The organism is Deinococcus apachensis DSM 19763 (genome assembly GCF_000381345.1).
Lineage (GTDB): Bacteria > Deinococcota > Deinococci > Deinococcales > Deinococcaceae > Deinococcus > Deinococcus apachensis.
In genome coordinates, this window is sequence record NZ_KB906414.1 from 80220 (window position 1) to 99460 (window position 19241).

16 protein-coding genes and 4 tRNA genes are annotated in these 19241 nt (G+C 67.7%); 10 read left to right on the forward strand and 10 right to left on the reverse strand.

Annotation, left to right across the window (positions count from 1 at the left end; all coding sequences use genetic code 11):
- The first annotated feature begins 86 nt into the window (after positions 1-86).
- Positions 87-674, forward strand: a complete 588-nt coding sequence (locus F784_RS0118335; protein ID WP_026332577.1) for a TetR family transcriptional regulator C-terminal domain-containing protein — start codon at positions 87-89, stop codon at positions 672-674.
- On the opposite strand, the gene F784_RS0118340 is transcribed toward F784_RS0118335, so the two are convergent.
- Entirely contained in the window at positions 671-889 is a 219-nt protein-coding gene (locus tag F784_RS0118340; RefSeq protein WP_019588192.1) for a dihydrofolate reductase family protein, read from the reverse strand. The two genes, F784_RS0118335 and F784_RS0118340, sit on opposite strands and share 4 nt — an antisense overlap.
- A gap of 605 nt (positions 890-1494) precedes the next feature.
- A complete protein-coding gene (locus tag F784_RS0118345; RefSeq protein WP_040383543.1) occupies positions 1495-2235 on the reverse strand; it encodes a helical backbone metal receptor in 741 nt (246 codons plus the stop codon).
- Positions 2236-2344: 109 nt separating this feature from the next.
- On the opposite strand from F784_RS0118345, the gene F784_RS24860 reads away from it, so the two are divergent.
- The 4 genes from F784_RS24860 to F784_RS0118365 all read left to right on the forward strand — a co-directional run bounded on the left by F784_RS24860 (position 2345) and on the right by F784_RS0118365 (position 6757).
- Positions 2345-3313, forward strand: coding sequence for a c-type cytochrome (locus tag F784_RS24860; RefSeq protein WP_026332578.1), 969 nt, complete (start codon positions 2345-2347; stop codon positions 3311-3313).
- Positions 3314-3364: 51 nt separating this feature from the next.
- The gene (locus F784_RS24865) at positions 3365-4207 is read left to right on the forward strand and encodes a group III truncated hemoglobin (protein WP_019588194.1); all 843 of its coding nucleotides are present in this window, start codon (positions 3365-3367) and stop codon (positions 4205-4207) included.
- Between the two features lie 5 nt (positions 4208-4212).
- Positions 4213-5820, forward strand: coding sequence for a S49 family peptidase (locus tag F784_RS0118360; protein WP_019588195.1), 1608 nt, complete (start codon positions 4213-4215; stop codon positions 5818-5820).
- 526 nt (positions 5821-6346) lie between these two features.
- Entirely contained in the window at positions 6347-6757 is a 411-nt protein-coding gene (locus F784_RS0118365; protein WP_019588196.1) for an OsmC family protein, read from the forward strand.
- 71 nt (positions 6758-6828) lie between these two features.
- Here F784_RS0118365 and F784_RS0118370 read toward each other — a convergent pair whose 3' ends face one another.
- The 8 genes from F784_RS0118370 to F784_RS0118405 form a co-directional block, all read right to left on the reverse strand.
- On the reverse strand, positions 6829-8613 hold the full coding sequence (locus tag F784_RS0118370) for a M3 family oligoendopeptidase (protein WP_019588197.1): 1785 nt from the start codon (positions 8611-8613) through the stop codon (positions 6829-6831).
- A gap of 74 nt (positions 8614-8687) precedes the next feature.
- Positions 8688-9338, reverse strand: a complete 651-nt coding sequence (locus F784_RS0118375; RefSeq protein ID WP_019588198.1) for a phosphate signaling complex PhoU family protein — start codon at positions 9336-9338, stop codon at positions 8688-8690.
- Positions 9339-9398: 60 nt separating this feature from the next.
- Positions 9399-10157, reverse strand: coding sequence for a phosphate ABC transporter ATP-binding protein PstB (pstB, locus tag F784_RS0118380; RefSeq protein ID WP_019588199.1), 759 nt, complete (start codon positions 10155-10157; stop codon positions 9399-9401).
- Between the two features lie 71 nt (positions 10158-10228).
- A complete protein-coding gene (gene pstA / locus F784_RS0118385) occupies positions 10229-11092 on the reverse strand; it encodes a phosphate ABC transporter permease PstA (RefSeq protein WP_026332579.1) in 864 nt (287 codons plus the stop codon).
- The gene (gene pstC / locus F784_RS0118390; RefSeq protein ID WP_019588201.1) at positions 11092-12114 is read right to left on the reverse strand and encodes a phosphate ABC transporter permease subunit PstC; all 1023 of its coding nucleotides are present in this window, start codon (positions 12112-12114) and stop codon (positions 11092-11094) included. The genes pstA and pstC overlap by 1 nt, the downstream gene beginning before the upstream one ends.
- 139 nt (positions 12115-12253) lie before the next feature.
- Positions 12254-13282 (reverse strand): phosphate ABC transporter substrate-binding protein PstS, encoded by a 1029-nt coding sequence (gene pstS, locus F784_RS0118395; RefSeq protein WP_019588202.1) that lies wholly within the window; start codon positions 13280-13282, stop codon positions 12254-12256.
- 105 nt (positions 13283-13387) lie between these two features.
- On the reverse strand, positions 13388-15256 hold the full coding sequence (locus F784_RS0118400) for an ABC transporter ATP-binding protein (RefSeq protein WP_019588203.1): 1869 nt from the start codon (positions 15254-15256) through the stop codon (positions 13388-13390).
- A complete protein-coding gene (locus F784_RS0118405; protein WP_019588204.1) occupies positions 15253-17145 on the reverse strand; it encodes an ABC transporter ATP-binding protein in 1893 nt (630 codons plus the stop codon). The genes F784_RS0118400 and F784_RS0118405 overlap by 4 nt, the downstream gene beginning before the upstream one ends.
- A gap of 374 nt (positions 17146-17519) precedes the next feature.
- Between F784_RS0118405 and F784_RS0118410 the strand changes: the two genes are divergently transcribed.
- From F784_RS0118410 to tuf, 5 genes are all read left to right on the forward strand, one after another.
- Positions 17520-17595: transfer RNA gene (locus F784_RS0118410), tRNA-Thr, on the forward strand.
- Between the two features lie 69 nt (positions 17596-17664).
- A tRNA-Tyr gene (locus F784_RS0118415) sits at positions 17665-17750 on the forward strand.
- A gap of 3 nt (positions 17751-17753) precedes the next feature.
- Positions 17754-17826, forward strand: a tRNA-Gly gene (locus F784_RS0118420).
- Positions 17827-17835: 9 nt separating this feature from the next.
- Positions 17836-17910: transfer RNA gene (locus F784_RS0118425), tRNA-Thr, on the forward strand.
- Positions 17911-18022: 112 nt separating this feature from the next.
- On the forward strand, positions 18023-19240 hold the full coding sequence (gene tuf, locus F784_RS0118430) for an elongation factor Tu (protein ID WP_019586270.1): 1218 nt from the start codon (positions 18023-18025) through the stop codon (positions 19238-19240).
- Position 19241: the final 1 nt, after the last annotated feature.

The following is a 19241-nucleotide window of genomic DNA, read 5'->3' on the forward strand; positions in this document are numbered from 1 at the left end:
CATGCTACCGGGCCGGGCGGAGGTTGTCGGCACCCATGCTCACGGTGAGGTCACGCCCCCGCCCCTCGCCTGTTACCCTGCCCCTCATGGCTCGCCGCGTGAATCCCATCCAGGACCGGGCACGGCGCGCGGCGCTGGAGAAGGCGGCGTACCTGGCGATCTACGAGCGGGGCTACGCGGGTGTGACGCTGGCCGATATTGCCGGGTACGCGGGCGTCAGCAAGGGGACGCTCGCCTATCACTTCGGCAGCCGGACAGGCCTGCTCGCAGCGGTCATGCGCCGCTTCACCCGCACGATCACGGCGGCCACCCGCCGGGCGCTGCGGCAAGCGACCACCCCCGAGGCCAAGCTCGCCGCCTACGTCGAGAACCAGTTCTACGGGGTGGAGAACACCCGGCGCTTCTACACGGTGTCGCTGGACTTCCTGGCGGCGGCCACCCGTGACCCCGAACTGATGGCCGTGCAGCGCGACTTCCTGCGGGGGACGCTGGCCCTCGACCTCGAACTCGCCCGGCTGGCCGGGGAGGCGGGCGCCGAGGAGCGGGCACGGCTGCTGCGGGCGCTCGTCGAGGGCCTGAGCGTGCGCTTCCTGGCCGACCCCGAGCCGGACCTCCAAGCCTACCGGGCCGAGTGCCTGCGGGGACTCAGGGCGATTCTGGGGTGGGGGAATTAAGCGCTGTACGGCGGCGCCCCGGTCGGCCGGTAGGCCAGCAGCAGGACGCGCTCATCCAGAATCCGGGTCGAGAGCAGATCGAAACCCAGGTCCGGCAGCCCCTGGAAAATTGGCTCAAGGCCGGTCTGTCCGAGCGCCAGGGGGCAGACAACGAGTCTGAGGCGGTCCACCAGACCAGCCGCGAGCAGTTGCCGAACCAGCGAGAGGCTGCCCACGCTCGGGACTATCCGTCCGCTTCAACTCACGCGCAAACCCCACCAGATCATCACGGACGGCGTTTAGAGAGGGCCAGTCTGTCGTCTCCAGGGCGCGCGAGAACAGCCAGCCGGGCGTGGCCCTCATCGTTCCCCATCCCGCGCCTCGGCGGGCAGTCCCTCCAGCAGCTCGTAGGTCCGGCGTCCGAGGAGCAGCCGATGTGGAACCGCCGCGTTGGTATTGACCCGGGCGGGAAAATCGGGGCCAAAATAGCCGAAGGAACCGGAGGAACGCTGACCTTGGGCAAAGCTGTCGAGACTGACGATCAGTTCACAAACCAGCTCAGGCAGATGTTCTCTCCCTTCACCCGTTTACGGCCACCTCGGTCGAGAGTGCCCTGCCCTCTGCTCTCGGCCAAATCATGCCGCATCGTGTCCGGCGTCCGTTTTGAGCCGCAACCGGACCTTCAATCCCGCCCGGGTCGTCCTGGGAAGTTGCACCTGCGTGCGGACGCGATGGGGCGGGAGCCCGGACATCCGTTCAGACTGCTCCCGCCCGTCCCACGATGGTGGGAGGCCGCCGACCAGGGACCCCCCACGGGAACGAGCACAACCCACGGTGCTCCTCATTCCGGCAAGGGCAAGCCCACCAGCGCCGCCGCGATCTGCCGCGCCCCCTCGACCAGCCGGGGACCGGGACGGCCCAGGCCGCTCTCGGGCACGCAGACGACCGGGACGCCCAGGCCGCGCGCCTCGATGACCTCGGGACGGAGCTTTTTCACGCCGCACCACGAGCAGACGATCAGGTCGGGTTGCGCCGCGCGCACCTCCTCCAGCGTGAGGGGGGAACTGCGGCCCGGCCGTTTCCCCAGAGCATTCACGGCGCCCAGCCCCTCCAGCAGGTCCGTCACCCAGGAGTCGCGCGTCGCCGCGATGATCGGGCGGGGCCACCACTCCACGAGGACGCGGGGCGGGCGGGGGTAAACCCGCCTTAACCCTCGCAGTTCCGCCTCCAGCCGCCCGGCCACGTCCTCCCCCCGCTCCGGCAATCCGATGGCCGCCCCGATCTCGCGGATGTCCCGCAGGGTATCCGGCACGCTCACGGGGTCGAGGACGAGGGTGGGCAGGCCCGCATCGCGCACCCCCTCCACCACCCGCTCCATGCCCGGCACGCTCAGGCTGGCGAGGACGAGATCCGGCCGAGCCTCGCACACCGCCGACACGTCAATGTTCAGGTCCGGGCCAACGCGGCGCGCCCCCTCCAGCCCCGGCGCGTCGCTGTGGCTGTCGGCGGCCACGACCCAGCCCGAAACGCCCAGGGCCGCGAGGATGTCGGAGTTGGAGGAGGTCAGCGAGACGAGGCGCATGAGGGCAGCATAGCGGGCGGGCCGCGGCTCCTTCACCCACCCCTCAGGAGCCTTTTCAAGCGTGTCAGAACGGGCAAACGCCCCCTGACCGTATGGTAGGGTGGCGGGTATGAAGAACACGTTCGCCGTCACCATGACGCTGCTGCTGGCGCTCGCGCTGGGCGGCTCCTTTGCCGGATACCGGATTGCGACGACCCCAAACGAGGCCGCCGAAGCCAGCAAGGGCGGGGCGGAATCCATCGGTGACCCGACCACCCAGGACGTGAAGAGCGAGTCGGTGCCCTCGGCCCGCGAGGCCGCCACCCAGGGCAGCAACGACCTGTCGACCGCCCAGGGCAACGTGATGGAGCAGGACCAGGCGGGCGGCGCCAAGGCGGGCGAGAACGGGGCGGTGGCCGCTGACGGTGGCGAGGACTCCGGGGGCGCGGGAGCCGATGCGGGCACCACCAGCAACCAGAATGGCGGCACCACGACCGACGGCGGGACTAAGACGACGGAGACGGGCAGCGGTACCGAGAGCGGCGGCACCGGCAGCACCGGGGGCGGCTCGGGCGACGCCAGCGGCGAGCAGACCGGCGGGACCGGGACCACGGGGGACCAGAGCAGCACGGATCAGACTGGCGGGGATCAGACCACTGCTCCGCAGAACAACAGCCTGAGGGGTGAGGGGCAGCCGAACGTGCCCTCGCCAACCGTCCAGGGTAGCGAGGAGACCCAGCTCGGCCAGACCGGCGCCTCCAACACCGAAAAGGCGACGGCGGCCAGTGGGGGCCTGAGCGACTCCAAGGCGGCCGAGGTCTCCAGCGCGCTCAGCGGCGACACGGCCGAGGGGCAGAAGAAGTTCGTGGCGACCTGCAGTGGCTGCCACGGCCAGAACGGCGAAGGCGGCATCGGCCCGGCCCTGAACGCCGCCACAGGCCCCGGCTCCTGGGACATCGGGCAGTTCGAGGCCGCCGTCCGCCAGGGCCACGCGCCCGACCACGAACTCGGCCCCATCATGCCCCGCTTCACCAAGGAGCAGCTCAGCGACGAGGACCTGACCGACATCTATGCCTACCTCAAAACGCTGCGCCAGTAAGCGCCCGCAATTCCCCGGCCCGCCCTTCCCGGCGGGCTCTATTCTTAGTGCGTGACGCCCAGCCCCCTGCTGACGACCTCTCCCCTGACGGCGTTCGGGGTGGGGGTGGTGGAGGCGACCCCAGACGAGCTGTTCACCGCGGCGGGCCTGCTCGTGCCGCACGATGGCGGGCCGGTCGCAGATATCCGGGACAGACCTGACCGCTGGGCACTCCTAACCCTGCTGTCGGGCGCGGTGCGGCGGAGCGTGCCCGTGCTGGCCTGGGGAACAGGGGCGGCGATGGCGGGCCGGGCCCTGGGCGCGCGGGTCAGGGTGGGGGGTGGACCGGACCCCGCCCTGGAGTGGTCAGAGCTGCCTCGCGGCGCGGTTACCGAGGAGTGGGAGGGGGAAGTGCCTCTGCTGTGGCGCGCGGGCAACGTGACGGCCTGGGCGGGCGTGACCCTGCCGGAGGCGTTGAGAGAGGCCTTCCTGGCGGGCCTGGCCTCCACCGGACCCCGCACCCCCGGAACTCCCCTGGAGATGGTGGGCGGCGAGGCGGCGCTGCGCCCCCTGCTGGCCGACTTCTATGCGCGGGCACGGGCGGACGACCTGCTCGGCCCGCTCTTCGCCGCGCACGTCACCGATTGGGACGCCCACCTGGACCGGGTGACCGCCTTCTGGGTCACGATGCTGGGGGGTGGGGCAGCCTGGCGGGGCAACCTCAATAGCGTTCACGCGGGGCTGGGCATCCGTGGTCCGCACCTTGCACGTTGGCTGGCGCTGTTCCGGGCGGCGGCGCAGGCCCACCTCTCCCCGCAGGCCGCCGCGCTGCTCACCACCCGGGCGGAGGCGATGGGGGCGCGGCTGGGTCAAGGAAAACGGGGGAACGGTCCTCACGTCAGGCGCGTACCGTAAGGGGTATGGCACCCTTCAACATCCCCTTCCTGAAGAACGAGGACAAGCTGCCCGGCGGGGTGAGCCGCCCCACCTGGGTCATCCTCGACGTGACCGGCGCCTACCCCGAGCGGCAGCCCGCCAACCCCATCCAGGCGCTGCTCAACCGCGAGGACACACTGGAGGCCCTCGAAGCCCGCGCCGAGAAGCTGCGGCACGCCGACTGGCTGCACGGCGTTCTGGTCCGCATCTCAGAGTTCACGGCGGCACCCGCGACCGCCCACGCGATCCGCCAGATCCTCGCCCGACTGGGGCAGGACAAGCGGGTGATCGCCTACCTCCCGCAGCTCACGATGACGGCGCTGCTCGCGGCGAGCGGGGCAAAGGAAATCGCCGCGCCCGAGTCGGCGGACGTGCTCGTGCCCGGTTTTGCCGTCGAGCCCACCTTCCTGGGCGAGTTCCTGAAGAAGAGCGGCGTCGAGTTCGAGAACCTGCGGATCCGGGAGTACAAGGCAGCGCTGACCCGCTTCTCTCAGGACCACATGGACGACGCGAACCGCGAGCAGCTCACCGCGTACCTGAACGGGCTGGAAACCGCCTGGGCGCTCGACCTCTCGGCGGCGCGTGGCGTGGGCGAGGAGACAGCTCGCGCGTGGCTGACGGGCGACCTCACGAGTGCGCGGGCCGCCGAGGAGGCGGGCCTGATCACCCGCGTCGCCTACGAGGACGAACTCGTCGGCCCCGGCACCCGGCCGCTGGCGGCGGTGATCGACCTGCTGATGCCCAGACGGGGGAACGCGAAGGATGGGCGGGTTGCCGTCGTCTCCCTCGTCGGCACCATCGTGCCCGGCAAGAGCCGCAACAACCCGCTGCCCATCCCGCTGCTGGGAGGGCCGCAGGCGGGGTCGGACACAGTTGTCGCGGCCCTCAAGCGCGCGAAGAAGGACGACAAGACCAAGGCCATCGTGCTGTACGTAAACAGCGGCGGCGGCTCGGCGCTGGCGTCGGACCTGATCTGGCGGGAGGTCGCCACCTCGGAAAAGCCTGTCGTCGCCGTGATGGGCGAGTACGCGGCGAGCGGCGGCTACTACGTCCTGGCGCACGCGCGGCACGTGGTCGCCAGCCCCTACACCCTGACGGGCAGCATTGGCGTGGTGAGCGGCAAGCCCGTGCTGCGCGAGTTCAACGCCCGCCATGGCCTGAAGCCCGAGCCTGTGGGCCGCGAGCGCGCCCTGATGTACAGCGCCTCCCGCCCCTTCTCGGATGAGGAACGCGCCCACGTTGAGAAGGGCATCTCTGAGGTCTACGACCGCTTCGTGACCCGCGTGGCGCAGGGCCGCAAGATGACGCCCCAGCGTGTGAACGAGATCGGCCGTGGCCGCATCTGGAGCGGACTGGACGCCCTCGACCTGGGGCTGGTGGACGAGCTGGGCGACCTGCACTTGGGCATTGAGCGGGCCTGCGAACTTGCCGGGCTCCCCTACGATGCCCCGACCTGGAACGTCACCCCCGCCCGCACCGGCCCCCTCCCCGAATTCGTGCAGGAGGCCGCCCGCGCCGCTCAGCTCAGCGTGTGGCCCTTCGGCCGTGAGCGGGTGTTGACCTGGCTGGATCAGGAGATCAAGGTCAGGTAATAGGCGAGCGAAGCAAAAGGGGCGGACGCATCGAACAAGCGTCCGCCCCTCTTTGATCCAACCAAGGCAGCCCCTGCTGCTTGAGGCAACGCTCAAACTCCTATAAGGCCCACAGCAGGCGCTCCGGGGGTAGGCTCCGAAGTATGGAAGACACGTAAGTGCAATCGCGGCCAGTAGTGGTCTTGACTCTTTTGAGCGTGGGCTGACCTGAGGACTTCTTGGGGAACTGGTGAGGGCCTTGCTCGGTTACCTCTTCGCCGGGCACACCCTGATCGTGGTCCTGAATGGCATCAACTTGCCCGGACGGGTGATGGACGCCTTCGCCGGATGTCTGGTGCTGGGCCATCCCAAGAGAAGGAGTACTGACGCCTTCCAGATGGCGAGGGCAAGGGGGGAAGGCCTAAAAACCCCTCGTCCTACCCCTGGCCGCAGATTCTCGTCGCCCTGTTCGCCAGCGCAACCTGCGCCCTGATCTGGTTCGTGACTTTCCGTCCGCTCATCCGCTGAACGCTCCCGGAGGTATGCCATGAACATCAGCGCCCTCGTCCAAAACGGAGGAGGCCAGCACGAGGTCACGCTGCGGACGAACGGTCATGTCCAGCGCCTTGCCATTTCGCCCAGGTCGACCGGCTTCGGGTCCGGCGTCAACGGGGGCGAACTGCTGTTCCTCGCCCTGGCGACCTGTTACTGCAACAATGTTTACCGGGAGGCGGCAAAACGTGCCCTGGAGGTGGAGCGGGTGGAGGTTTCCGGCGAGTTCAGGGCCGAGGGCGAACCTGCCCGGAACGTGACTTACCGCGTCCGGATCGCCACCCGGGGGGACGAGGCCGAAGTCCGGGACCTGCTGCACCACACCGACCGGGTCGCCGAGATCCAGAAGACACTCAGGGCCGGAGTGGCCGTGACCCTGACGGATGCCGAAGTGCAGAGCGTCTAGAACGTGAGAAAAGCTGGGGAGGGGGAGCCGCCCGGGCGGCTCCCCCTCCCCTCGACGTTCCCGGCCGAAGGTCAGGCCGTCGCCTCCTCATACGCCGCGATCTGCCCCCGGATCACGTCCAGGCTCCCCTCCCAGAACTCCGGCGCGTGCAGGTCGATGCCGAAGCGGGCGGCGAGGGTGCGGGCATCGGCCAGGCCTGTGGCGGCGAGGAGGTCGTCGTAGCGGGTCTGGAAGTCGTCCTCGCGGCCCTCCGCCTTCGCCTGCTGGTACTGCGCGTACAGGCCCAGGCCGAACAGCAGGCCGAAGGTGTACGGGTAGTTGTAGAAGCCCAGGCTGTAGTAGTGCGGCTTGACGGCCCACATGTACGGGTGGGTCGTCTCCAGGGCGTCGCTGTACGTCTCGCGCTGCGCCCAGGTCATCAAGTCGTTCAGCTCCTGTGGCGTCAGGTCGCGTTCGGCCCGTTTCTCGAAGACGGCCCGCTCGAACAGGAAGCGCGAGTGGATGTCCACCACGACCTGCGCGTGCCCCAGCAGTTGCGTTTCGAGGACGTACAGCCGCTCCTCGCCCGTTGCCCGCTCCAGCGCCGCGTTCTGGATGATCGTCTCGCAGAAGATGGAGGCCGTCTCGGCCAGGGTCATGGGTGTCTCGCGTTGCAGGGGCGTGCGCGGCGCCTTGAGGAGGTTGTGGTAGCCGTGCCCCAGCTCATGCGCGAGGGTGGACACGCTGTCGAGGCTGGGGTCATGGTTCATCAGGATGCGGCTCTCGTCGCCCTGCCAGCCCATGCAAAAGGCCCCGCCGCGCTTGCCGTCGCGCGGCCCGGCGTCGATCCAGCTCTCGTGGAAGGCACGGCTGGCGAAGTCCCCGAGCTTGTCGGAGTAGCCCCGGAACTGCTCCTCCACGAAGCGTGTCCCGGCCTCGTACGTCCATTCCGTCTCGCTGCGGCCCAGCGGCGCGAAGAGGTCCCACCAGTCGAGTTTCGGCTTGCCCAGCGCGCGGGCCTTGGCAGTGAAGTAGCGGCGGAAGTCGGGCAGGCTGCGCTCGACCGCCCCCTGCATCGCCTCCAGCGTCTCGCGGTCAATGCCGTGGGTGAGCAGGCTGGGCGCTACGGCATCCGGGAAGCCCCGGCGGGCAGCAAGGGTGCCCTCCTCGCCCTTCACACCGTTCATTGCGGCGGCCAGCACGACCTCCGCGTCCTTCCAGACCTTCAGCTCGGCCTCGAAGGCCTCCCGGCGCACGTTCTCGTCGGGATCGGTGGCGAGGGCTCGCAGCGCGGTGACGGGCAACCGCTGGCCCCGGTACTCGCCCGTCAGTTGGCTGGAGTAGTTCCCGTGCAGCTTGGCCCAGCCCCCCGCGCCGCTGGGTCGCAGCCGGGCGGCCAGGTCCTCCTCCTCGGGCGTCATCTGATGCCGCGCGTACTCCACGCTGCGGCGGATGAGGTGTTCGTGGTCGCGGGCCACGTCGGACTGCTTCAGCAGCGCCTCCACGTCCTGCTCCCCCAGCCAGGCGGTCAGGCGCGAGCGCAGCGGCCCCAGCGGCAGCGTCAGGGTGGTCAGGTCCCCCATCCGCTGCTGGGCCAGCGCGTCACGGCTGTCGGTCGTCACGAAGGCGGAGACGAAGCCGCGCAACGGGGTCAGGCGGGCGAGGAGGGCGTTCAGGCCTCCCAGTACGCGGTCAAGGGCCTGGGGCGTGGCTGCACTCCCGCCCTTGCGCACGCCTACCTCACCAAAGGTCGCCTCCAGCGCCGCCACCTCCTCGCGCAACATGGCGAGGTCGGCGGTCAGACGGGGGTCGTCCAGCCCGGCATAGAGGTCGTCGGTGCGCCAGCGGGGAAGATCTCTTGCCTGGGTTGTGGTCATGGGGGGCAGTTTAGCCCCGCAGGCCCGGCCTGCTCGTCTCCGCCAGATGGCCTAGCGGGCGATTTCCACATCCACTACCACACGGCCTGGACGCTTCCCTGCACCAACGCCTCCAGCCGCTCGGCCACGTTGACAAGGTGATCGCCCAGGCGTTCCAGGCTGCGGGCCATCCGGTGGGCAGCGAGCGCGACCTCCACGTCGTCGGGGCGCTCGTGCAGCCGGGTGAGACTGGCGCGCAGCATCTGCTCGTACAGGGCGTCCACCTCCTCCTCGTCCAGGCGCATCACCTCGCGGGCGGCCTTTACGTCGCGCTCGGCGAAGGCGTAGGCCAGGCGTTCGAGCATCTCGGCGAGGAGGTTCACGAGGGGCAGCACGTCCTGGAGGGTGGCGCTGCGGGTGCGCGGGGCAAGCGCCTCCAGGTCGCGGGCCACCCCGAAGGCGTAGTCGCCCACCCGCTCCAGGTTGGTCAGGCTGCGAAACACCATCAGGTGAAAGGCGAGCTCGTCCGGCGTGAGCGGCCCCGCGAAGGCGTGGAGGCAGGCGTCCTCAATCTCCCGTTCCAGCGCGTCCGTCTCGCGTTCCAGGGCGCCCGCGCGGCGGGTCAGGCCCGCGTACTCGGCGCGCCGGGCGGCGTCGCGCACCGCGTCAAGTTCCCCCAGCGTGAGGCTGAGCATTCGCAGGAACCGCGCCGTCAGGTACCGGGTGCTCGCCTCACCGTGGGTCATGGCAGCGAGTATCGTGGCCCTTCGTGAGGGGCAGGTCAGCCCCGACGTTCACCGCCATGGTTACCCGAAGCGGCCGGTGACGTAGGCCTCGGTGCGCTCGTCTGTGGGGCTGGTGAAGACCTGATCGGTGACGCCATGTTCGACGAGGTCACCGTTGAGGAAGAACGAGGTCGTATCGCTCACTCGGGCAGCCTGATGCATGTTGTGGGTGACGATGATGATGGTGGTGACCTTTTTCAGGTCCGTCATCAGGTCCTCGATCCTCGCGGTGCTGGCGGGGTCAAGCGCCGAGGTCGGCTCGTCCATCAGCAGGATCTCGGGCTCGACGGCCAGCGCACGGGCGATGCACAGCCGCTGCTGCTGCCCACCGGAGAGGCCGGTGGCGGGCGTCTTGAGGCGGTCCTTGACCTCGTCCCAGAGGGCCGCACCGCGCAGGGAACGTTCGGCGACCTCCATCAGGCGCTTGCCATCCCGGACGCCCGCGAGTCTCAGGCCGCTGACGACGTTGTCGAAGACGCTCATGGTGGGGAAGGGGTTGGGCTTCTGGAAGACCATGCCGACTCGGCGACGCATGGAGACCGGATCAACCTTCGGGCCGTACATATCCTCGCCGTCAAGGAGGAGGGTGCCCGTGACCCGGGCACCCGGGGTGAGGTCATGCATGCGGTTCACCGCGCGCAGAAAGGTCGTCTTGCCACAGCCGCTGGGACCGATCAGGGCGTTCACGGTGCTGGGTTGAATGTCCAGGTTGACGTCGCGCACGGCCTGTTTGTCGCCGTAGTAGATGCTGACGTTCCGGGCACTGAGCAGGGAGGTCATGAAAGGAAAGCTCCTTGGAGGATGGGAGAGAAACGGTCAGAAGGAGGGGCGTGTTCCTGATGACCCCAGGCTCATCGCCTTCTGCTCGCCCGCCGGGCGAGCAGGCTGGTCAGGAAGATCAGGGTGATCAGCAGCAGGGCACCCGCCTTTGCCAAGCGTTGGTTCTCGTCATAGGCACTCGTGGCGCCACGGTAAATCTCCAGCGGTAGCGCACTCATCGGTTTGGTGGGATCGAGGTTGACGTTGTTGTTCCCGAAAGCCGTAAAGAGCAGCGGTGCGGCCTCCCCGGCGACGCGGGCCAGGGCCAGCATCACACCCGTGACAATGCCACCAGCGGCGGCGGGCAGGACGATCCGCAGGATCACCAGCCACTGGGGTAACCCCAGCGCGAGGCCTGCCTCGCGTACACTCAGCGGCACCAGCTTGAGCACTTCCTCGGTGGTGCGGACCACGATGGGGATCATCAGGAACCCCAGCGCCAGTGCCCCAGCCAGCCCCGAGAAGCCGAAGTGCAGCACGATCAATCCGTAGGCGACCAACCCCATCACGATGGCGGGAATGCCCGCCAGCACGTCACTGATCATGCGGATGGAGGGCATCAGGCGGTGCCGGGGGTACTCGGCCAGGAAGATGCCGCCCGCCACCCCGATCAGCACGCCGATCACGCTCGCCATTGCCAGCATCAGCAGGCTGCCAGTAATGGCGTTCAGAAGCCCGCCCCCCGCCTCACCCTCGGGAGCCGGAGTCCGGGTGAAGAAGGCGAGGTTCATCGCCCCCAGACCCTCACGCAACAGGTAGACGAAGATCAGGATCAGCGGCGCCACCACGATCAGCGTGGCGAGCAGGATCAAAGCCCCCATCAGCAGGTTCTTGACCCGCCGGGCTGGGCTGAGGCGGGCGCTCGGGCGGGCGGTGGCAGCAGAGGCGACGCGCATCATTGAATGCCCTTCGGCGTCAGCCGCGCGATGATGAGGCGGGCGGCGAAGTTGACGACCACACTGACGAAAAAGAGGGTCAGGCCCAGGGTGACCACGCTGGAGCGGTGCAGGGCCTCCTGCGCGTCCCCGAACTGGTTGGCAATCACCGAGGCCATCGTGCTGGCACCGCCCCAGAGGCTCTTGAGAATGTCCTGGCTATCCCCGATCACCATGGCCACCGCCAACGTCTCGCCCAGGGCGCGGCCCAGCGCGAGGATCACGCCCCCCAGAATTCCGGCGCGGGCGTAGGGCAGGATCGCCCGGGAAATCACTTCCCATTTCGTCGCGCCCAGGGCATACATCGCCTCGCGCTGATCCTGAGGCACCAGGCGGATCACGTCTCGCGCCACGCTGGCCGTGTAGGGCAGGATCATCACCGTCAGGATGATGATGGCGAGGGCCAGCCCTCGCCCCCCCGCGCCCGACGGCACGAAGAAGCACTGGAGGCTGGTCTGCTGTTGCGCCCACAGCTCATTGCACCGGGTGATGGTGGCCACGTTCTCCGGGTTTACGAAGTAGGCGGTCTGCCAGTGGGCCAGAATGGGGGCGATGACGAACAGCGCCCACAGGCCGTACACCACGCTGGGCACGGCGGCCAGCAGCTCGATCAGGTAGCCCACCGGGTTCGCCAGCCACTTCGGCGCGTACTCGGCCACGAATAGCGCACTCGCCACCGCGAGTGGCACACTGATCACCAGGGCAGCGAGGCTGGTTACGAGGGTGCCGACGATCATGGCGGCGGCGCCGAAGCGGTCCTGCACCGGGTTCCAGGTGCGCTCAGTGAAAAAACGCCAGCCGAAGGCTTGCAAGGCGGGCCACGACTCGCGCCCGAGCTGGTAGACGCTCAGCACGAACACCATGACGATCACCGACGCCAGCGCGAGAATCAGGATTTGAAAGGTGCGGTCGCTGCGGCTCGACAGCGCGGCGCCGAGCCGGGAGCGGACGGGTGTGGGGGAGGAGCGGGCAGATTCACTCATAGGGGCATGACCTCTCGGGGGCAGGCTGACCCCAGTTGACAGGCAAAGCGTCAGGGGCAGGTCAGGTGAGGACAAGAGGGACGCGGGACAAAAAAGGGGCAGCCCTCCAGTGGAGGGCCGCCGACGAGGAAGTTTCGTCTTAAATTCTCTTGCCGCCGTAGGTTATAGAGTTGATGATGCCCTTGACCTTCGTGACGACGTTGGCGGGCAGCTTGGCGTAATCCAGCCCCTCGTTGTACCCCTGCCCGGTGGTCACCATCCAACTCAGCAGGTTCTTCAGTGCCTTCGCCTGCCCCTCGGTACGGTTGCCGTACTTCTGATCTTGGTAGAAGATCACGTAGGTGAAGCTGGCGATCGGGTAGGCGTTCGCGTTCGCGCTGTTTGTCAGGCTCACCCGCGTGTCCTTGGGAATCACCACCCCCAGCGCCGCCGCCGCCGCCGGACCGTTATCCGCCAGCACGAACTTCCCGGCGCGGTTCTGCACGCTGCCGAAGGGCAGCTTGTTCTGCTTGGCATACACCAGTTCCACGTACCCGATGGCCCCGGGGGTGCTCTTCACCACACCCGCCACCCCGTCGTTGCCCTTGGCCCCGGTGCCCACCGGCCACTGGAGGCTGTTGCCCACCCCGACCTTGCTCTTCCACTCGTTGCTGACCTTGCTCAGGTAGTCCGAGAACACGTAGGTCGTCCCGGAACCGTCGCTGCGGCGGGCAACAGTAATGGGCAGCGGGGGAATCGTCACGCCGGGGTTCAGGGCCGCGATGGCCTTGTCATTCCAGGTCTTGATCTTGCCCAGGTAGATGTCGGCCAGCACCCGGCCCGTGAACTTCAGGGGCTGGGTCACCCCGGGGAGGTTGTAGGCGGGCACGACCGCGCCGATGGCGGTGGGGACGTGCAGCAGGGCGGCCGGGGCGGTCTTCAGCGTCTCGTCGCTCATGGGGTTGTCCGACCCCGCGAAGTCGACGGTGCGCTCCAGGATCTGCTTCTGTCCGGCACCGCTGCCGACCGACTGGTAGTTGACGTTGACGCCGGTGGCGTCCTTGTACTCGGCGAACATCTTGGAGTACAGCGGGTAGGGGAACGAGGCGCCCGCACCCGTCAGGCTCGTCTGCGCCGCTGCCATACCAGTCGTCATCAGGGCCAGGCCCAGGAGAAAGGTCTTCTTCATAGCTGACAGCGTGCGGGCGAACTGTCAGGGCCGCGTCACTGGCATGTCATGGAAAGGTCAGGGGCGGCGAGGTCTCCCCCACCGCCCCCGACCTCCTCCATTCTCTTAGTCCGCCGCTTCCGCCTGGGCGTACTGGAGGCGGTGCAGCCGCGCGTAGTAGCCGCCCTTTTCCAGCAGGTCGCGGTGGCTCCCCTGCTCCACGATACGGCCCCGGCGCATCACCACGATGCGGTCGCAGTGCTCGATGGTACTCAGGCGGTGCGCGATGATGATACTCGTGCGGCCCAGCATCACCTTTTCCAGCGCCTGCTGAATTCGCATCTCCGTCTCGGTGTCCACGTTCGCGGTCGCCTCGTCCAGGACCAGCAGGATGTCGGGGTTCTGGATCAGGGCGCGGGCGAAGGCGAGCAGTTGCTTCTGCCCGGTCGAGAGAGTGGCACCGCGCTCGCGGACCTCGGTGTCGTAGCCGTCCGGCAGCGAGAGGATGTAATCGTGGACGCCGACGTAGCGGCAGGCCTCCACCACCCGCTCGTGGGGAATGTCAGGGTTGTTCAGCGTCAGGTTGCTCTCGATGGTCCCAGCAAAGAGGAACACGTCCTGAAGCACCACGCCGACGTGCTTTCTCAGATCGTGCTGGGCCAGGTCGCGCACGTCGATCCCGTCCACCTTCACTGCGCCGCGCTGCACGTCGTAGAAGCGGCTCACCAGCGCCGTCACGCTCGTCTTGCCCGCGCCCGTTGCGCCAACGAGGGCCACGCTCTCGCCCGGCTGGATGTGCAGGTCGATTCCGCGCAGAATCCAGCGGTCGTCGTCGGGCGTGTCGGCCTTCACCGTCTGGTCGTAGGCGAACCATACCCCCTCGAAGTCCACCCGGCCCTCGAAGTGTTCCAGCCTCCTCGCGTCCGGCTTGTCGGTGATCTCCTCCTCGGTATCGAGCACCGTAAAGATGCGCTCGCTGCTCGCCATCGCCGCTTGCAGGTTGTTGAACACGTCCGCGAGGTCCTGGATGGGTTGGAAGAGCTGCTGCGTCCATTGCACGAAGGCGAAGAGCGTGCCCACCGTGACGGCCCCGGCCACCCCGCTCGCCACCGCGTCCTGCCCCAAGATCTGACGGGCGGCGAAGTACAGCACGAGTGCCACGGCGACCTGGCCCAGCACCGCGACGGTCGGCATGAACAGTGAGAACCAGTACACGCTGTTCACCGTGGCCGTCAGCAGGTTCCGGTTGGCGTGATCAAAGTCCAGCGCAGTGCGCGCCTCGCGCCGGAAAAGCTGGACCGTCAGCATCCCGGTGATGTTCTCGTTCAGCCGGGTGTTCACGATGGCCTGCTGGATGCGGGTGGCGCGGAAGGCGTCGCGCAGCCGTGCCCGGAAGAAGTTGGTGGCGAAAAACAGCACCGGCAGCACCGTGAAACTGATTAGCGCGAGCTTCCAGTTCAGCCGCAGCATGAAGCCCGCATAGACCAGGATCAGGAGGCTGCTTGTGATCATGCTGACCAGCCCGCCCGTGATGAACTGGTTGATCGCGTCCACGTCGCTCGTGACGCGGGTAATCAGGCGGCCCACCGGGTTCTGGTCGAAGTACGCCAGCTGTAACCGCTGGAGCTTGCCGAACACGTCCGAGCGGATGTCGCGCAGCACGTTCTGCCCCAGGTAGCCGATGGCGAGGGTGGAGACGTAGTTCAGGACGAATTCGATCACCCGCAGCCCCATGTACCCCAGCGCGGCGAGGGTCAGGCCGCGGTACAGCGTCTCGGCGTTCAGGCCGGGGTTGCGCTCGAAGGGCGAGAGGAAGGCGTCGATGGCGTGGCGCAGGACCAGCGTGGGCAGCGGCGACAGAACCGCGAGCAGCAGCGCGACGACCACGGCAGTCAAGGCGAGTGCCTTGTACGGCCGCAAATAGCTCAGGATGCGCCGTGTCAGGTGGACGTCGAAGCCCTTCTTGGCGGCGTCGAGGGGATCGGGCGCGGTCACTTCACGGCCTCCTGGGGCAGGGCGGAGTGTTCGAGGTCGTCGGCTGCCGTCTCCGCATCCCGGATGGGCTCGTCCTCGGCGTCGAGGTCGGAGGCGAGGCGCTGGAGGCGTTCGAGTTCGGCGTAGTGGCCGCCCGCCGCGAGCAGTTCCTCGTGGGTGCCCTGCTCGATCACGCGCCCCTCCTCTAGCACCACGATCCGGTCGGCATGGCGCAGGCTGCTCACGCGGTGGGCGATCAGGATGACGGTGCGCCCCTTGGCGACCTCCCGCAGCCCATCGAGGATGCGCCGCTCGGTCTCGGTGTCCACCGCCGAGAGGCTGTCGTCCAGGATCAGGATCGCCGGGTTGCGGACGATGGCGCGGGCGATGGCCGTGCGCTGCCGCTGCCCGCCCGAGAGGGTCACGCCGCGCTCGCCCAGCATCGTGTCATACCCTTGGGGGAAGCCCTCCACGTCGCCCGCCAGCCCGGCCAGCCGCGCGGCCTCGTGGACCCGGGCGAGGTCGGGCTGCTGGGGCAGTTCGGGGGGCGCGGGCACTTTCGCCACATTCACCCCGGTCGGAATCGCGGGGAGGTCCCGCCCCTCCAGCCCGAAGGCGATGTTGTTGGCAATCGTGTCGCTGAAGAGGAAGGGTTCCTGCGGCACGACGGAGACGTGTTCACGCAGGACGCGCAACGGAATCACCCGCACGTCGTGCCCGTCCACCCGCACCACGCCGCTCGTGGGGTCCATGCTGCGGGTGATGAGCGCCGCGAGGGACGTCTTGCCGCTCCCGGTGGGGCCGGTAATTCCCAGGAAGGTCCCTGCGGGGATATGCAGGTTCACCCGGTCGAGCACAGTGAAGTCGCCGTAGCGCAGGCTCACGTTCTCGAAGGTCACGTCCCCGCGGACGGTGCGGATGCCCGGGTCTGTGCGGCCCCGTTCGTCGTGGACCTGGGGGCGGGCGTCGAGCAGCTCACGCAGCCGCTCCCAGGAGGAGAGCCCGCGCTGCGTCACCCCGGTGATCCACCCCACCATCAGCATGGGCCAGGCGAGGCGGTCGAGCGTGCCCACGAACTGCACGAACTTGCCCACCGTGAAGTCCGCCCCCCCCTGCGGAAACAGGATCAGCCGCCCACCGACGAGCAGGATCAGCCCGAAGGTCAGGCCGATCAGCAGGCTCATGAAGCCCCGCAGCGGCCCGTCCACCTTCGTCAGCGCGATGTTGCGCCGCAGCAGTTCCAGGTTCATCGCCCGGTAGTCGGCGATCTCGCGGTCCTCGATGGCGTAGCCCTTCACCACCCGCGCGCCGCTGAAGTTCTCCTGCGCCTTTCCGGCGATCAGGCTGTTCTGCTCCTGCACCCGGGTGTAGCGCTGGTTGATCAGCCGGGCGAGGTAATACAGCAGGCCCACGATGAACGGCAGCACGGCGATCACGATCAGGGTGAGCTGCCAGCTCAGGCCGAACAGGACGGTGAAGCTCGTCAGGAAGGCGGACACGATGTTCACGATCTGCCACGAACCGAAGCCCAGCATCTCGCGCACGGCGCTCAGGTCGCCCGTCAGGCGGTTCATGATGTCCCCGGTGCGCGAGCGGTCGTAATACGCCTTGTCGAGCGTCTGGAGGTTCATGTAGATGTCGCGGCGAATCTCATACTCCGTCTGCCGAGACGCGATGATGATCTGGCGGCGCATCAGGAGCATCAGTGCCCCGGCGGTCGCGGCAGCCAGTACGATCCCCAGCGCGTACAGCCCGACCTGCGCCAGCGCCACCCCCACGGTGTTCGGGCTCGCGTCAGTCGCCCGCGTCAGGCCGTCGATGGTGAGGCGGATGTAGTAGTACGGCAGCAGGTTGACACTGTTGGCAATCACCACGGCGATGATGCCGATGAGGTACTGCCTCCGGTGCATTCGCAGGTAGGGCCAGAGGGTACGTAGGCTGTCCAAGAGATTCACCTCGGGGGAAGAGCGGCCAAAAGACGCGTGCAATCAGGAGCGCGGCTCCGAGAGCGGTCAGTCTACGCCGCCCGGCGGAGGGAGGAATGCGCGTAATGGCGGAGTCCGCACATGGGCCGGGTTCACGTGACCTTCAGGAGAGTTCAGCCGCGCGGGGAATGACCGGCAACCCGGTGGAGCGGTCGAAAAAAGCCGCCAATGGCGAAGTCCCGCTGCTGTTGACACCCCAGGGGGGCGGTGCTACTATCCACAGCCGGAAGCAAGCGCGTCAGCGCGAAACTTCCGTGCTCAGGGGCGGGATCCCTCCGCCTTCTGCCTCAGGAACAGGTGCCACCCTAGCTCAACTGGTAGAGCACCCGACTTGTAATCGGAAGGTTGGGAGTTCGATTCTCCTGGGTGGCTCCAAGTGACGCACCACACGTCACGGCGATCCGGGGCGAGACAATCCGGGCCAGCGCAATCTGGGGCAAATCTGGGTAGGTGGCCGAGTGGTTAAAGGCGACAGACTGTAAATCTGTTCACGTAAGTGTACGGCGGTTCGAATCCGCCCCTGCCCACCACACGCGGGAATAGCTCAGTTGGTAGAGCGTCAGCTTCCCAAGCTGAATGTCGCGAGTTCGAGTCTCGTTTCCCGCTTTCCAGCCCGCTCTTGTAGCTCAGTGGTAGAGCACTCCCTTGGTAAGGGAGAGGTCGTCGGTTCAATCCCGACCAAGAGCTCCACTTCGGAAACGCGGCCCGCGACAGGTGGGCCGCGCTTTCACTTGTGTCATTATTAGCGCCGTATGCTGCTTAAGCCCGTCTCCCCCGGGAGACTTCTCTAGGAGGAATCACCATGGCCAAAGGAACGTTTGAGAGGACGAAGCCGCACGTGAACGTCGGGACGATCGGGCACGTGGACCACGGCAAGACCACCCTGACCGCCGCCATCACCTTCACGGCGGCCGCGATGGACCCCACCGTCGAGAAGCTGGCCTACGACCAGATCGACAAGGCCCCCGAGGAAAAGGCCCGCGGCATCACCATCAACACCGCGCACGTCGAATACAACACCCCCACCCGCCACTACAGCCACGTCGACTGCCCCGGCCACGCCGACTACGTCAAGAACATGATCACCGGCGCCGCCCAGATGGACGGGGCGATCCTGGTGGTCAGCAGCGCCGACGGCCCGATGCCCCAGACCCGCGAGCACATCCTGCTCGCTCGCCAGGTGGGCGTGCCCTACATCGTCGTGTTCATGAACAAGGTGGACATGGTCGACGACGAGGAGCTGCTGGAACTGGTGGAGATGGAAGTGCGCGAGCTGCTCAGCAAGTACGAGTTTCCCGGCGATGACCTGCCGGTGATCAAGGGCAGCGCCCTGCAGGCGCTGGAAGCGCTGCAGGCCAACCCCAAGACCAGCCGCGGCGAGAACCAGTGGGTCGACCGCATCTGGGAACTGCTGGACGCCATCGACAGCTACATCCCCACCCCCGAGCGCGACACCGACAAGACCTTCCTGATGCCCGTCGAGGACGTGTTCACCATCACCGGCCGCGGCACCGTGGCCACCGGCCGCGTGGAGCGTGGCGTGGTGAAGGTGCAGGACGAGGTGGAGATCATCGGGCTGCGCGATACCAAGAAGACCACGGTGACGGGCATCGAGATGCACCGCAAGCTGCTGGATCAGGGCATGGCGGGCGACAACGTGGGGGTGCTGCTGCGCGGCGTGGCCCGTGATGACGTGGAGCGCGGCCAGGTACTGGCCAAGCCGGGCAGCATCAAGCCGCACACCAAGTTCGAGGCCAGCGTGTACGTGCTGTCCAAGGATGAGGGTGGACGTCACTCGGCGTTCTTCGGCGGGTACCGTCCGCAGTTCTACTTCCGCACCACTGATGTGACGGGTGTGGTGGAGCTGGCCGAGGGCGTGGAGATGGTGATGCCCGGTGACAACGTGACCTTCACCGTCGAGCTGATCAAGCCCATCGCCATGGAAGAGGGCCTGCGCTTCGCCATCCGCGAGGGCGGCCGTACCGTCGGCGCGGGCGTCGTCACGAAAGTGTTGGAGTAAA

Excerpts from the sequence above, each read along its gene's own strand:
- F784_RS0118335 (WP_026332577.1), top strand. The coding sequence starts at position 87 with ATGGCTCGCCGCGTGAATCCCATCCAGGACCGGGCACGGCGCGCGGCG.
- F784_RS0118345 (WP_040383543.1), bottom strand. The coding sequence starts at position 2,235 with ATGCGCCTCGTCTCGCTGACCTCCTCCAACTCCGACATCCTCGCGGCC.
- F784_RS24860 (WP_026332578.1), top strand. The coding sequence starts at position 2,345 with ATGAAGAACACGTTCGCCGTCACCATGACGCTGCTGCTGGCGCTCGCG.
- F784_RS0118360 (WP_019588195.1), top strand. The coding sequence starts at position 4,213 with ATGGCACCCTTCAACATCCCCTTCCTGAAGAACGAGGACAAGCTGCCC.
- F784_RS0118365 (WP_019588196.1), top strand. The coding sequence starts at position 6,347 with ATGAACATCAGCGCCCTCGTCCAAAACGGAGGAGGCCAGCACGAGGTC.
- F784_RS0118370 (WP_019588197.1), bottom strand. The coding sequence starts at position 8,613 with ATGACCACAACCCAGGCAAGAGATCTTCCCCGCTGGCGCACCGACGAC.
- F784_RS0118375 (WP_019588198.1), bottom strand. The coding sequence starts at position 9,338 with ATGACCCACGGTGAGGCGAGCACCCGGTACCTGACGGCGCGGTTCCTG.
- pstB (WP_019588199.1), bottom strand. The coding sequence starts at position 10,157 with ATGACCTCCCTGCTCAGTGCCCGGAACGTCAGCATCTACTACGGCGAC.
- pstA (WP_026332579.1), bottom strand. The coding sequence starts at position 11,092 with ATGCGCGTCGCCTCTGCTGCCACCGCCCGCCCGAGCGCCCGCCTCAGC.
- pstC (WP_019588201.1), bottom strand. The coding sequence starts at position 12,114 with ATGAGTGAATCTGCCCGCTCCTCCCCCACACCCGTCCGCTCCCGGCTC.
- pstS (WP_019588202.1), bottom strand. The coding sequence starts at position 13,282 with ATGAAGAAGACCTTTCTCCTGGGCCTGGCCCTGATGACGACTGGTATG.
- F784_RS0118405 (WP_019588204.1), bottom strand. The coding sequence starts at position 17,145 with ATGCACCGGAGGCAGTACCTCATCGGCATCATCGCCGTGGTGATTGCC.
- tuf (WP_019586270.1), top strand. The coding sequence starts at position 18,023 with ATGGCCAAAGGAACGTTTGAGAGGACGAAGCCGCACGTGAACGTCGGG.